The organism is Brachybacterium sp. B718/18, assembly GCF_055454375.1.
On sequence record NZ_JBVDDO010000003.1, the window covers coordinates 107,884 to 120,379 of the forward strand.

At 63.1% G+C, this 12,496-nt stretch carries 12 protein-coding genes; 2 read left to right on the top strand and 10 right to left on the bottom strand.

Going from position 1 to position 12,496, the window contains the following annotated elements; genetic code table 11:
• Nucleotides 1-149: 149 nt before the first annotated feature.
• The 8 genes from ACZCAH_RS06805 to ACZCAH_RS06840 form a co-directional block, all read right to left on the bottom strand.
• Nucleotides 150-437, bottom strand: coding sequence for a DUF7701 domain-containing protein (locus tag ACZCAH_RS06805; protein ID WP_464340365.1), 288 nt, complete (start codon nucleotides 435-437; stop codon nucleotides 150-152).
• On the bottom strand, nucleotides 434-874 hold the full coding sequence (locus tag ACZCAH_RS06810; RefSeq protein ID WP_464340366.1) for a RipA family octameric membrane protein: 441 nt from the start codon (nucleotides 872-874) through the stop codon (nucleotides 434-436). Before ACZCAH_RS06810 ends, ACZCAH_RS06805 begins: the two co-directional genes overlap by 4 nt.
• A gap of 26 nt (nucleotides 875-900) precedes the next feature.
• Nucleotides 901-1,278: a TIR domain-containing protein gene (locus ACZCAH_RS06815; protein ID WP_464340367.1), complete on the bottom strand. Its 378-nt coding sequence runs from the start codon at nucleotides 1,276-1,278 to the stop codon at nucleotides 901-903.
• A 129-nt stretch (nucleotides 1,279-1,407) separates the two neighbouring features.
• Complete coding sequence (locus ACZCAH_RS06820) at nucleotides 1,408-1,998, bottom strand: hypothetical protein (protein WP_464340368.1); 591 nt, start codon at nucleotides 1,996-1,998, stop codon at nucleotides 1,408-1,410.
• A gap of 503 nt (nucleotides 1,999-2,501) precedes the next feature.
• Nucleotides 2,502-5,636: a type I restriction endonuclease subunit R gene (locus ACZCAH_RS06825; protein ID WP_464340369.1), complete on the bottom strand. Its 3,135-nt coding sequence runs from the start codon at nucleotides 5,634-5,636 to the stop codon at nucleotides 2,502-2,504.
• Nucleotides 5,633-6,856, bottom strand: coding sequence for a restriction endonuclease subunit S (locus ACZCAH_RS06830; protein WP_464340370.1), 1,224 nt, complete (start codon nucleotides 6,854-6,856; stop codon nucleotides 5,633-5,635). The genes ACZCAH_RS06825 and ACZCAH_RS06830 overlap by 4 nt, the downstream gene beginning before the upstream one ends.
• On the bottom strand, nucleotides 6,853-8,421 hold the full coding sequence (locus tag ACZCAH_RS06835) for a type I restriction-modification system subunit M (RefSeq protein WP_464340371.1): 1,569 nt from the start codon (nucleotides 8,419-8,421) through the stop codon (nucleotides 6,853-6,855). Before ACZCAH_RS06835 ends, ACZCAH_RS06830 begins: the two co-directional genes overlap by 4 nt.
• Before the next feature lie 240 nt (nucleotides 8,422-8,661).
• On the bottom strand, nucleotides 8,662-8,877 hold the full coding sequence (locus ACZCAH_RS06840; RefSeq protein ID WP_224817495.1) for a helix-turn-helix domain-containing protein: 216 nt from the start codon (nucleotides 8,875-8,877) through the stop codon (nucleotides 8,662-8,664).
• A gap of 115 nt (nucleotides 8,878-8,992) precedes the next feature.
• Here ACZCAH_RS06840 and ACZCAH_RS06845 point away from each other — a divergent pair, with 115 nt between their 5' ends.
• Nucleotides 8,993-9,889 (top strand): transposase, encoded by an 897-nt coding sequence (locus ACZCAH_RS06845; protein WP_464340372.1) that lies wholly within the window; start codon nucleotides 8,993-8,995, stop codon nucleotides 9,887-9,889.
• Nucleotides 9,890-10,144: 255 nt separating this feature from the next.
• Here ACZCAH_RS06845 and ychF read toward each other — a convergent pair whose 3' ends face one another.
• The gene (gene ychF / locus ACZCAH_RS06850) at nucleotides 10,145-11,230 is read right to left on the bottom strand and encodes a redox-regulated ATPase YchF (protein WP_464340373.1); all 1,086 of its coding nucleotides are present in this window, start codon (nucleotides 11,228-11,230) and stop codon (nucleotides 10,145-10,147) included.
• A 111-nt stretch (nucleotides 11,231-11,341) separates the two neighbouring features.
• On the bottom strand, nucleotides 11,342-11,992 hold the full coding sequence (locus ACZCAH_RS06855) for an NAD(P)-dependent oxidoreductase (RefSeq protein WP_464340374.1): 651 nt from the start codon (nucleotides 11,990-11,992) through the stop codon (nucleotides 11,342-11,344).
• 140 nt (nucleotides 11,993-12,132) lie between these two features.
• Between ACZCAH_RS06855 and ACZCAH_RS06860 the strand changes: the two genes are divergently transcribed.
• Nucleotides 12,133-12,495 (top strand): winged helix-turn-helix transcriptional regulator, encoded by a 363-nt coding sequence (locus tag ACZCAH_RS06860; RefSeq protein ID WP_464340375.1) that lies wholly within the window; start codon nucleotides 12,133-12,135, stop codon nucleotides 12,493-12,495.
• The last annotated feature ends 1 nt before the right edge of the window (nucleotide 12,496 follow it).

The following is a 12,496-nucleotide window of genomic DNA, read 5'->3' on the forward strand; positions in this document are numbered from 1 at the left end:
CGGCAGGGCACAGATTTGCGCGCTTGCCCCGTCAACTTCTCCGACAGAGGACCACTGCTCCAACCCGTGTGCCGCACGCAGTCGAGCGACGCTCCTGATGAGAACAGGCTCCAAGGCGATCTCTACTCACGTCGACACTTGGTCGGCTACTAAGAGCGGGCGGCTGCCGCCCTGATCGCGAGCAGGAACGGGCTATCCTCGCGGCGAGTTTCAGGATCGAGGTCATCGAAGGGACGGATCGACTCGTGGCCGGGATCGACGCCGATCATCCACGCGGACCACGCGTCATGGACGTCTGTGGCCTGGGTGGCCGCGCCCTTGGCCCGCAGGAGCACTGCGTACATCAGGAAGAGCTCGTCCGAGTTGTCGGGGGCATCGACACCAGCGGGGAGGCACTGCCTGATCAGGTTTGCGTCGCGCTCCAAATAGGTCGTCATCCCACCAGCCTGCCGATGAGCAGCACGATATACAACAGGGCGAAGGCAAGCGGCACGATGCGCTCAACGCCACCGAGCTGCTTGAGCCCGGCCTTTACCTTGGCAGCGCGGCCAGCTTGAGCGTCGTCCTCGCCAAGGTAGACCCACTCGTCTTTGAACACCTTCACGGGCAGGTGCTCATCCTCGATCCGGCTGATAATGACGAACTTGGCCTCGCTGAGGCGGCGGTAGTTCTGCAGCAGGAACCACCAGCACGCGGCCATGACGACGCCGGCGAGACAGACCGCAACAGACGGCAGCGCCGAACCGGGAGCCTGGACACGTAGTCCGACGACCGCAACCAGGGTGGTATTGACTGTGAGGAAGAATGCGTTGGCGACGCCGCGACGGGCCGACATCCGATCGGCCATCTCGACGGCGAGTTTGTATGCCTCCATCACCCGAGGGTCGGGCGATTCCTCGCTCACCGCGCCCCACCGACGAGCGACTTGAGGTTGTCCCAGGTCCACTCGTAGAGCTTGTCGCCAGGTTTCGCAGTGGTCGGCTTGGTCGAGTCGTCGTAGCCGGCGAGCAGGAAGTACGAGACGCCCTCCTCCTGAGCGATGCTGAGTTCAACTGCGACCCCGGTCGCAGAGGCCATGTGCCGACCGCAGAGCACGATAACGAGGCCGCTCGCCCTAATCTGACGGCGTGCCCGGGCCTTCCAGTCGCTGGAGGGCTCCTTGAGCGACCAGTCGTGGATCACGAAGGGCGAATCGGAGTGCTTCGACTGCCCAATGAGCAGATCCTTGAGCCTGGCGTCGTTGTCGTAGTCGAAGCTGATGAATGCGCGCTGCGCCATGGGTTCCTCCCGTTGTCGCCTGTCCGGACGTCCCGGTCACAACCATCTTCTCAGCAGGCACCGACATTCGGAGGTAGTCACAGCAATGTGGCACACCTGGCGGCACTCACGTTGTCTCTCGCCCGCCAGTCACCGTCGGCCAGAGCCCCACCGCAATGGAACTTCAGCCGTCATGCCGAGAGCGCTCAGGCGCAGCGTGATCTCCGTGCCACCGTCATTTGCTGGTGCAGTTGCCCGCACATCGGTGTCTATGAGCGGTGCATCAACGTTCACTTCCACTGGCCCAGTTGTCACCGCGCTGAACGACCATGACGAGCCACGCTTGAGGAGCGCTGGCCTCACAAAGACGATGGCCTCGTCGGCACGGGCACCTACAGCCGGCGAGTTGGTCTGAACACCGCCGTTGACAGCGGTGAGCCCGTAGAAGGTCTGGTCGAACCTGACAGCGATAGATCTCCCACTGTCAAACATATCCGAGGCAAGATCGCGCGGGCCTGAGTTCCGAAACGTCACCGTAACCAGGTGCGGCGCGCTCACGGGGATGTCCCTATACGTCACCTCCAGCAGACCAGGCCGCATGCCTTCCGGTAGGAGCGGAATCGCGTCGATCGCCACGTCCAGGCGTGCGCGTCGATTGCCCCAATGTCGGGTCGCGAAGACCGTCGCAGGGATGGCAACGATCGCTACAACAAGTGCAGCAATCCCCAGCCAAGTACCCATGTCCAACTCAAAGCTCCTCAGTTCACTGCCGCCAGACGTTAAAGCAAAAATCTAAAATCCGACCCATTCAGGCGCAGGCCAACCACTACGTCGCACATGCCTACTAGGACTGTCAGCGAGAATTGTAACCAGCTTGCGACCTGAGTCTCTTGGTCACGCGCCGCTGTGTGGGGAGCGCCTCTTTCAAGGTCCCAGCGCACCACGGACGGGAGGCTATTGCCGGATCAAAGTGGGCCGGGCAAAGGGCAGCAGCGACAGGTTTGTCCACCCGCGCCACGCCCCGACCCTCAGACCTGGATCACGGGTTTGGCTTCCCGCCGACGCTTTCCCAATACGGACATTCTCCGTCGTGGTTTCCCCAGTCGCAAGCGTGGGGACCTTCATGGTGGTGCCAGCCGCCGAAGCGCCCCAGCTCCTCAGACCAGTGCTCGCAGCGGATGACCCTCGGCACGCGATCGTGGTTGTCCTCGGTCATGAGCCCATGATCCCACGCGTTGCTGGCCTCAGTCCCTAGACTCTTCGTTTCCCGCGGCAAGCCCTCGGAACCGCTCGAAGAATCCGGTGAGCGCTTCGATGACCCGCTTCTTCTTGTCGCCGTGGTTGGACTCGCGGTTGAACCGTGACACGGGCGGCAGGATGCGGGTGATCTCAGTTCCCGCCGTCCGCAGCTGTCCGTCCCGGAACGCCTCATCCACGAACGACTGCGTCTCCTCCAGCTTGAGCTTGTGCGTTTCGATGAGCTCCTGAAGCTCGGCCTCGCGCTTCGCGGCGATGTACGCCTGCCACTGCTCATCGACCGCGCCCTGCAGCGACACCGACTCGACGAAGTCCTCGACGAGGTCGCGCTTGCTGCGCAGGCTCGGGCTCGCGTCGACCGCGCGGGTAATCTCGGCGCGGACTTCCTTGTCGTCGCCGTCGCCCTTCTCGGCGCGGAGCTTCTCGACGAGCATGAGGATGTAGTCGACGTTGATCTCGACCTGCTTGACGAGTTCGATCTCGAACACGACGTCGTCATTGATGACTTCCTTGTCGCCGTCACGGTCGCGCGTGAATTCGTCGCGGAGGCGCAGGTAGATGCTGGTGTAGTCCTGACGGCGTCGCTCGGTCAACGGGTCGTTGCCGTCGAAGTCGTCGAACGACGTGAGGATGTTCTGCAGCCGCAGGATCGCGCCGAACAGCTGGATGAAGTCCTTCTGCGCCTGCTCCCCCACGATCTGCTGCCCGATCGGGAAGTGCGTGAGCAGTTCGGTGACCTTGTCGACGTACTCGCCGTAGTAGTCGCCGTACGGTTTCAGCAGGACGACGCCGCGGGCATCCTTGTTGCCGAACAGCTCCAGCGCAGCGTTCGTCTCCTCCTCGAGGTCGCGGAAGGCGACGATGTTGCCATAGGTCTTCACCGAGTTGAGGATGCGGTTCGTGCGCGAGTACGCCTGGATCAGGCCGTGCGCGCGCAGGTTCTTGTCGACGAACAGCGTGTTCAGCGTCGTCGCGTCGAAACCGGTGAGGAACATGTTCACCACGATGACCAGGTCGATCTCGCGGTTCTTCATCCGCTGCGACAGGTCCTTGTAGTAGTTCTGGAACCGGTCGGCGCTCGTGTCGTAGCTGGTCCCGAACATGTCGTTGTAGTCCTGGATCGCATCTTCCAGGAACGAGCGCGTGTCACCGTCGAGCGCATCGGTGTCGAACGCTTCATCATCGAGGATTCCGTCGGCTTCGGCCTCGTTCGCGCCGTAGCTGAAGATCAAGCCGACCTTCAGCCGCTTGTCCGGTGGCAGCTCTTCCATCTGCAGCTGGAACTGGTTGTAGTACCGGCGTGCGGCATCGATCGACGCGGTCGCGAACAGCGCGTTGAATCCGCGCACTCGTTTCCGCTCCTTGAGTGCCTCCGCCTGACGCCGGCCCCGCACTGAGTCGGCGACGTTCGTCACGACTGCGTGTTCGTAGCTCGATGAGCGCTTCGTCTTCTGATCGAAGTGCTCCAGGGTGTACGCCACGACGTCCCGGATCCGACGCACATCCAGGAGAGCTCGCTCCCGGTCGATCGCTGACACCTGCGAGTCGTCAGGATTTCCGACCTTGATGGTGTTGATGTAATCGATCCGGAACGGCAGTACGTTCTTGTCGGTGATGGCGTCGACGATCGTGTATGTGTGCAACTTGTCGCCGAACGCCTGCTCGGTCGTGCGCAGCTGAGGGTTGCCACCGCTTCCGGCGTTTGCAGCGAAGATCGGCGTGCCGGTGAACCCGAACAGGTTGTACTTCTTGAACGCGCGTGTGATGTCGATGTGCATGTCGCCGAACTGCGACCGGTGGCACTCATCGAAGATAATCACCGCGTGGCCCGAGAATACCTCGTGGCCCTTGTTCGCCTTGATGAACGTCGACAGCTTCTGGATCGTCGTGATGATGATCCGCGCACCTGGATCCTCCAGTTGCCCCTTCAGCACCGCCGTGGACGTGTTCGAGTTAGCCGCGCCCTTCTCGAACCGGTCGTACTCTCGCATCGTTTGGTAGTCGAGGTCCTTGCGGTCCACGACGAACAGCACCTTGTCCACACTCGGCATCTTCGATGCGAGCTGCGCTGCCTTGAACGAGGTGAGCGTCTTGCCCGAGCCGGTGGTGTGCCAGACGTATCCTCCGGCGTCGAGTGTGCCGAGCGTCTTGTAGTTCGTCGAGATCTGGATCTTCTGCAGGATCCGCTCGGTCGCGACGATCTGGTACGGCCGCATCACCAGCAGGTCGCGGTCCGCGGTGAGCACGCAGTACTTCGTCAGGATGTTCAACAGCGAGTGCTTCGCGAAGAACGTCTTCACGAACGCTGTCAGCTCGGTGATCGGTTTGTTGTTCGCATCGGCCCACCAGCTGGTGAACTCGAACGAGTTACTCGTCTTCCTGCCCTTGCCAGCACCGCCAGACTTCTTCTGCTCAGCCAGATGCCTGTTACGGGTGCTGTTGGAGTAGTACTTCGTCAGCGTGCCGTTACTGATCACGAACAGCTGCACGTACTCGAACAGGCCCGATCCCGCCCAGAAGCTGTCGCGCTGGTACCGGTTGATCTGGTTGAAGGCCTCGCGGATGTCGACGCCGCGACGTTTCAGCTCGATGTGCACCATCGGCAGCCCGTTGACGAGCACGGTCACGTCGTAACGGTTGGCGTACTTCGCACCGCCGTCACTGGCGTCGTCTTCGCCGCGCCCGATCTCGTACTGGTTGATGACCTGTAGCTGATTGTTGTGGATGTTCGTCTTGTCGATCAGCGTGATGTTCTTCGTCGTCCCGTCGTCGCGCTTGAGGATCTGGACGTGATCCTCTTGGACGCGCACAGTCTTCTCGATGATGCCGTCGTTGGCACCTGCGATCTTCGTCGTGAAGAACTGCCCCCACTCGGTATCCGAGAAGGTCATCTTGTTGACCTTCTCGAGCTGCACCCGGAGGTTCGCAACCAGCTCCGCCTCGGAGGTAATCGGCAGGTAGTCGTACGCCTGCCCCTTGAGGAGCCGGATCATCTCCTTCTCGAGTGCAGACTCCGACTGATACGCATCGGCCTGCAACGGATCGTGAACATACTCAGCGACGACCGTGCTCTCGGGGGAGACGGCGATCGGATCGTACGTACGTGCCGGCGCATCGGTCATGCCGCCAACTCCTTGAACGTCAGGAGCCGGTCACGATAGTGCTCGTACTGCTTGCGACGGGCCGCAAGCTCACATTCAAGTGAAGAAATCAGTCGATCACTGGCCCGTAGTACGCGCACGATTTCCCGCTGCTCATCAAGCGGCGGAAGATCGATCTCAAAGTCTACGAATTGACTCGATTTCCAACGTCTCCGACTCTTCATCGTTCCTCGTTCGGTACCGGTCACCTCGCGCTCGATCCTCTGTAGCGTGTGTGGATTGCACAGATGCTGCAGAAGCCAAAACGGCTCGACTTTCGATCGGTCAATGTTGAAAACCGGGAACTCGTTCGAAACTACGGCGCGGTCGCAGCCTGCTGGCACTATCGCAAAAGAGCCCTCTACAACGAACATTTTGTTGTAAATGAGGTGCCCCGGCTGTGCACGATACAGCGTCGTCGCCTTGATTTCAGCTCCATCACGAGCCTCACGAACTAGCACACCTTCGCCACGCCACTTCACACCGAGACCGGCATAGAGCTGACCGGCAACTACTGGCACGGGATCAATAACCTCGTGAGCAATCGAACCCAACTTAGTCACGTTCTGTACCGCGCGATCCCGTGCGGCGACGTCAAAGTTCGTGGCGAGAGCTACGCGTTGCGATCGCCTGGCTTCCAGCTCCGCCTCCAGTTCCACTTCAAGCTCGGTGAACTTTTCCAAAACTCGCACGATCTTGCGCTGCACCTCGAGAGGCGGCACGGGGATTCGAATCCTCTCCAGCGATGCCCCCGACACGCGACGTACCTTTGTTCCCGAGATGAAGCGCCGCTTCTGATCCTGGAATGACGTCGACTGGAAGAAGTACGCCACATACTTCGGGTCAAGTTCGTGACGATAGATGTAAGCGTCGCCGCTGAGGACGACGTCGGTATCACCGAGCCATGCCGTCGCCTTCGCGACCGCATCATCATCCTCACTCGTTGCGGCAATCAGCAGGTCGCCGGGCTGTGCATGACGAAGCTTAGCGGCGATTTCCGGATCCGTGAAGGACCTCGTCTCAGTCGCATGAACGCCGTAGAGGGTGTGGATCTGCCCATAATGGACAGCAGGGACACCCTTGTCACGCAAGTCGGCCTTCTGAAGGCCGTTCCCACGAATAAATTCCCCCGCCTGGCCAAGAGTCTTGTGCTCCACGCCTTGCGGGCACAGCTCCTGTGTCAGTTCATCGATGCGGCTCACTTGGAGCCCTCCAGATCCGCCACGATTTCGTCGATCGCTTTCCGCAGTTCTGCCTGGCGCGCCACGATGCGCGCGATCTCGGCGTTCAGCTCGACGATATCGACCAGCTCGCGAGTGTCCTCCGCCTCCACGTATGACGACACCGCGATGTTGTAGTCATTCGCCGCGATGTCCTCGTTGCTCACAACCGTGGCGAAGTAATCCTCGGGCTCGCGCGTCGTGAATGTATCGAGGATTCTCGCCCGGTGCTCCTCGAGTAGCTTGTTCTTATTGCCGACGCGCTTGAACTCGGCCGACGCGTCGATGAACAGCACGTCACTGGCCTTCTTCGACTTCTTCAGGACGAGGATGCAGGTCGCGATCGTCGTGCCGAAGAACAGGTCCGGCGGCAACTGGATGACCGCATCGACGTAGTTGTTGTCGACGAGGTACTGGCGGATCTTCTTCTCCGCTCCCCCGCGGTACAGCACGCCAGGGAACTCGACGATCGCCGCAGTGCCGTTGACGGCGAGCCAGCTGAGCATGTGCATCGTGAATGCGAGGTCGGCCTTCGACTTCGGCGCGAGGACACCGGCCGGAGAGAACCGGTCGTCGTTGATCAGGAGCGGGTTGGCATCGCCCTCCCACTTGATCGAGTAGGGCGGATTGGAAACGATCGCCTCGAACGGCTCGTCGTCCCAGTGGGCGGGGTCGAGGAGCGTGTCACCGTGTGCCAGATTGAAGTCCGCGTAGTTCACGTCGTGCAGGAACATATTAATCCGCGCGAGATTATACGTCGTCAGATTGATCTCCTGACCGTAAAACCCCTGGCGGACGTTGTTCTTTCCGAGAACCTTGTCGAACTTCAGCAGCAGCGAACCCGAGCCGACAGCCGGGTCATAGACCTTGTTCACCTGCGTCTTGCCGACCACGGTGATGCGCGCCAGCAACTCGGAAACCTCCTGCGGCGTGTAGTACTCACCACCGGACTTGCCCGCGTTGGCGGCGTACATCTGCATCAGGTACTCGTAGGCATCACCGAACAGGTCGATCGAGTTGTCCTCCCACCGCCCCAGCGGGAGGTCGCCGATCGCGTCGAGCAACTTCACGAGCTTCTGGTTCCGCTTGGCTACCGTCGAGCCCAGCTTGTTGCTATTGACATCCAGGTCGTCGAACAGCCCCTTGATGTCGTCCTCGCTGTCCGTACCCAGCGCCGACGCCTCGATGTTCTTGAAGACCCGCTCGAGCGTCTCGTTGAGGTTCTCGTCCCGCGCCGCACGCTTGCGAACATTGGCGAACAGGTCGGACGGCAGAATGTAGAACCCTTTCTCCGCGACAACCTCGTCGCGCGCAAACTCCGCGTCGGAGTCCGCCGTCAGCCGGTAGTCAAACGACGCGTCGCCCGCATCGTGCTCGTGCTTATTGAGGTACGCCGTGAGGTTCTCGGAGATGAAGCGATAGAACAGCATGCCCAGCACGTAGGACTTGAAGTCCCACCCGTCGACGCTGCCACGCAGGTCGTTAGCGATGCGCCAGATCGTCTTGTGCAGCTCAGCTCGCTGCGCCTCTTTGGTGGTCGGTGCCATCGGTCGTGCTCCTCCGCGCCACTGCGCAATCACGGTGTTGGGTTATTAGCTCTCACGATATCGGGTGCCACTGACACTCGGGCTTCCTGCATCATCACCGCGTCGCTTAGAACGCCACAGCCGTTGCGGCCGTCACGTTCAACGAGTCGACGCAGCCCATCATCCGGAGCGTGACCCGGCGACCGGGCAGTGCGTCGGACTCCGGTGTGATGCAGCGGCCCCCAGCTCACGCAGCGAGCATCATTGACGAACGATTAGTGCGTGCGCCCCGACGCCGAGCTGCTCGGCCAAGGCATCGACCGAATCCAGGGTGAGGTTGCGCTCTCCACGCTCGATCCCCGCGAGGTATCGAGTCGAGACGCCGAGCTCCTCGGCGAGACCCTCCTGCGACAGACGGCGCGCAAGGCGCAGAGCGCGCACCTGCGCTCCGAGCACCTTCTTGAGCGGTTCTGTCACACAACCAGCCTCAGGTCTGGTAGTCATGACTTCCAGGAAGTTATCGCTTCCAGTTACGGTCGAGGCAGGGTCGCGCGCGACTCGCAGTGAGCCGCATCAGACCTCGAAGGAGCGCATGGCCATGCCCGATTCACAACAGCTCCCTGAGGGCGACTCGAGCGCACTCCCCCGCGTCGTGCATACACCGCGTAGCCACGCATTGCTCTCGGAGGCCCGGGCACAAGCATTCGATGCGAAGCGGGCGGAGTGGGCGGGCCGCAACCCCCAGCTGTCCTATGAGGCCTACAAGGCGGGCGAACCATGTCGCGTTTGTGGACGAGCCATCCGCGGCGAAGCTGCCCGGGGCACGGATGAAGAGAGCATCGCTCTGATCGACGCCGACAATGCCGCGTTTCGCGCCGAGCATGAGGACTGCCCCATGGGAGTTTGGAAGCTCCAGGATCATCGCGTGGAGCACTGCCACGTGTGCTGCCCGTTCCCGCCGCTTTCCCCAGAACAACGCGAAGAAGTCTGGGCGCTCTTATCTCAGCCAAGAGTGCGTACTGTCCAAGATGCAATCTGGCGCGTGGACCTGACCTGCGGTCACGTCGATCCCGTCGCTTCAGGCACTGTCTACCGTGTTCCATCAACTGTCCGGTGCTCCGAGTGCGAGATCATCCGAGGCGTAGTCAAAGCTGAACGTGCCGACGGCCAGGCCGACGAGAGCGTCAACGCAAGCGGGCTCAACGCCGACGGTGCGCTTGAGTATCAGCCGCTGAGTGATGAGCAGTGGAGCTGGATCCAGCACATCGTCGAAACAGAGTCCGAACCTCGCCGCGGGCGACCGCGCACTTATGCGCGAACCATCGTGGATGCAGTGCTCTACAAGATCCATGCCCGCATTGCGTGGCGCGAGCTGCCGGCAGAGTTCGGCTCGTGGCAGACAGCCTCCCGCCGCTACCGAGAGCTCGTCGCAAGCAAACAGTGGGACGAGATCACCCGAACGCTGGCGGAGAGAGACCCACTTCAGTGAGGACTTCCGTTTTGAGACAAGCCGACTTTTTGAGTCAGGCACGGCACTGCCTGAGCGACTGCTGTGCGCAGATTCGCCGGCTCATCCCGTGAGCTTCTCCGGCAGACGAGCACTGACCCGATCATCCGCGCGCCGCATCAAGTCGAGCAAAACACCTGATGAGAGCTGGTTCTACCGCTGGCCTCTGCTCATGTCGAAATCAGGGAGAAGCAGCAGTCGTGATCCTCTCAAAAGTACGGTCTGACCTGCGGTTTTTTAAACATTGAAGCGGAACTCGACCACGTCGCCATCGCGCATGACGTATTCCTTGCCCTCCATACGGACCCACCCCTTGGCCTTCGCCTCGGCCATGGAGCCGGCCTCCATCAGCTGGTCGAAGGAGACGATCTCGGCCTTGATGAAGCCTCGCTCGAAGTCGGTGTGGATGACGCCGGCGGCCTGCGGGGCGGTCGCGCCCTTGGGGATGGTCCAGGCGCGGGACTCCTTGGGGCCGGCGGTGAGGTAGGTCTGCAGGCCCAGGGTGTCGAAGCCGACGCGCGCGAGCTGGTCCAGGCCCGACTCCTCCTGGCCGGTGCTCTCGAGCATCTCGGCGGCCTCGTCGGCGTCGAGCTCGATGAGCTCGGACTCGAACTTGGCGTCGAGGAAGATCGCCTCGGCCGGCGCCACGAGCTCGCGCAGCTGCTGCTGCATGGCGGTGTCGGCGAGGCCGTCCTCGTCGGTGTTGAAGACGTAGATGAAGGGCTTGGCGGTCATGAGCTGCAGCTCGCGCAGTTGGGTGACGTCGATGCCGGCGTCCTTCGCCCCCTGGTAGAGGGTCTTCCCGGTCTCAAGCAGGGACTTGGCCTTGAGGACGTTCTCGAGCACGGCGGCATCCAGCAGGCCGCGCTTGGTCTCCTTCTCGAGGCGCTGCATCGAGTTCTCGATGGTCTGGAGGTCGGCGAGGATCAGCTCGGTGGTGATGGTCTCCATGTCGCCGGCGGCGTCCTTCGAGCCCTCGACGCGGGTCACGTCGGGATCGGCGAAGGCGCGGGTGACCTGGCAGATGGCGTCGGCCTCGCGGATGTTGGCGAGGAACTTGTTGCCGAGGCCCTCGCCCTCGCTCGCTCCCTTGACGATCCCGGCGATGTCCACGAAGGACACGGTCGCGGGGACCAGCTTCTCGCTGCCGAACACGCCCGCGAGCTGCGCCAGCCGCGGGTCGGGCAGGGGCACCACGCCGACATTGGGGTCGATGGTCGCGAACGGGTAGTTCGCGGCGAGCACCTCGGCGCGGGTCAGGGCGTTGAACAGGGTGGACTTGCCGACGTTGGGCAGTCCGACGATTCCGATAGTGAGAGCCACGGTGCCCGATCCTACGGCGCGCACGGCCCGTGGCGCAGGTCGGGGCCGACGGTCGGGGCGCCCAGCGGGCGCACCTCACACCGTCGGCCCCGGAGCGCGGAGCCGGAGGGCTCAGTAGGCGACGTGGAAGCGGGCGCGGCGATGCGCCGGCTGCTGGATCTCGTCGACGATCGCGACACCGAGGTCCTCGGCGGAGAGGGCCGAGTTACCGTCGGCGTCAACGAGGAGCACGTCGTCGCTGGTCCGGTATGCGCCAGTGCGCTCGCCGGGGGCGTAGGCGCCGAAGCCGCCCGCGGGGCTGACGAAGAACCAGTCGAGCCCGGTCTCGTCGGCCCGGAGGTCCTCGAGCACGGCGGTGAGCTCGTTCGCCTCGGCCTTGAAGGCGTCGGGGAAGTCGGGGGTGTCCTGCACCCGCGGGCCGCCCTCGGCGACGAGCGTCGAGCCGGCCCCGCCGACGACGCCGAAGCGCGCGCCCTTCTCGCCCGCGAGGCGGGCGACGGTGGCGTAGATGCCGCGAAGGACGCCGGGCTCGGCGAGCTTACCGCGCGGGGCTGAGGCGGCGATGACGACGTCGGCTCCCTCGAGAACCTCGGCGAGCAGCGCCTCGTCCCGCAGGTCCCCCGCGCGGTGCGCGGCGCCGGCGGGGAGCTCCGCCGGGGCGGTGCGGGAGACGGAGAGGACGTCGTGGCCGCGCTGCGCGGCCTCCGTGACGATGCCGGTGCCGGCGTAGCCGGTCCCTCCGAGGACGACAATGCGAGCCATGGGGCTCTCCTTCCCGGCACTCCTGGTGCCGATTCGACGAAACGTCCACGACTACTGCCATGGACCTCGACGCTCACTGTAGGTAACCTTCTCTCCGCAGGGAAGTACGCACTTTCCGGTAACCACCCCAGGAGCCCCTCATGTCCTCTCTCGCCTATGACCCCTACGTCCACGACTGCCCATCCCGGCAGCTGCTGGACCGCATCGGTGACCGCTGGACGGTGCTGGTCATCGGCGCCCTCGAGGACGGCCCGCAGCGCTTCTCCCAGCTCGCCCGCCGGGTCGACGGCGTGAGCCAGAAGATGCTCACCCAGACCCTCCGCGCGCTCGAGGCGGACGGGCTGGTGCTGCGCACCGCGCACCCCGAGATCCCTCCGCGGGTCGAGTACGAGCTGACCGAGCTCGGCCGCTCCCTGCTCGAGCCGCTCGGCGCGCTGGTGTCCTGGGCGAGCGAGCACATGGGTGAGGTCCGCGCCTCCCGGGAGCTCGCCGAGCGGCGCTGAC

Coding starts and splice junctions, on each gene's coding strand:
- ACZCAH_RS06805 (WP_464340365.1), bottom strand. CDS start 437: ATGACGACCTATTTGGAGCGCGACGCAAACCTGATCAGGCAGTGCCTC.
- ACZCAH_RS06810 (WP_464340366.1), bottom strand. CDS start 874: ATGGAGGCATACAAACTCGCCGTCGAGATGGCCGATCGGATGTCGGCC.
- ACZCAH_RS06815 (WP_464340367.1), bottom strand. CDS start 1,278: ATGGCGCAGCGCGCATTCATCAGCTTCGACTACGACAACGACGCCAGG.
- ACZCAH_RS06820 (WP_464340368.1), bottom strand. CDS start 1,998: ATGGGTACTTGGCTGGGGATTGCTGCACTTGTTGTAGCGATCGTTGCC.
- ACZCAH_RS06825 (WP_464340369.1), bottom strand. CDS start 5,636: ATGACCGATGCGCCGGCACGTACGTACGATCCGATCGCCGTCTCCCCC.
- ACZCAH_RS06835 (WP_464340371.1), bottom strand. CDS start 8,421: ATGGCACCGACCACCAAAGAGGCGCAGCGAGCTGAGCTGCACAAGACG.
- ACZCAH_RS06845 (WP_464340372.1), top strand. CDS start 8,993: ATGGCCATGCCCGATTCACAACAGCTCCCTGAGGGCGACTCGAGCGCA.
- ACZCAH_RS06855 (WP_464340374.1), bottom strand. CDS start 11,992: ATGGCTCGCATTGTCGTCCTCGGAGGGACCGGCTACGCCGGCACCGGC.
- ACZCAH_RS06860 (WP_464340375.1), top strand. CDS start 12,133: ATGTCCTCTCTCGCCTATGACCCCTACGTCCACGACTGCCCATCCCGG.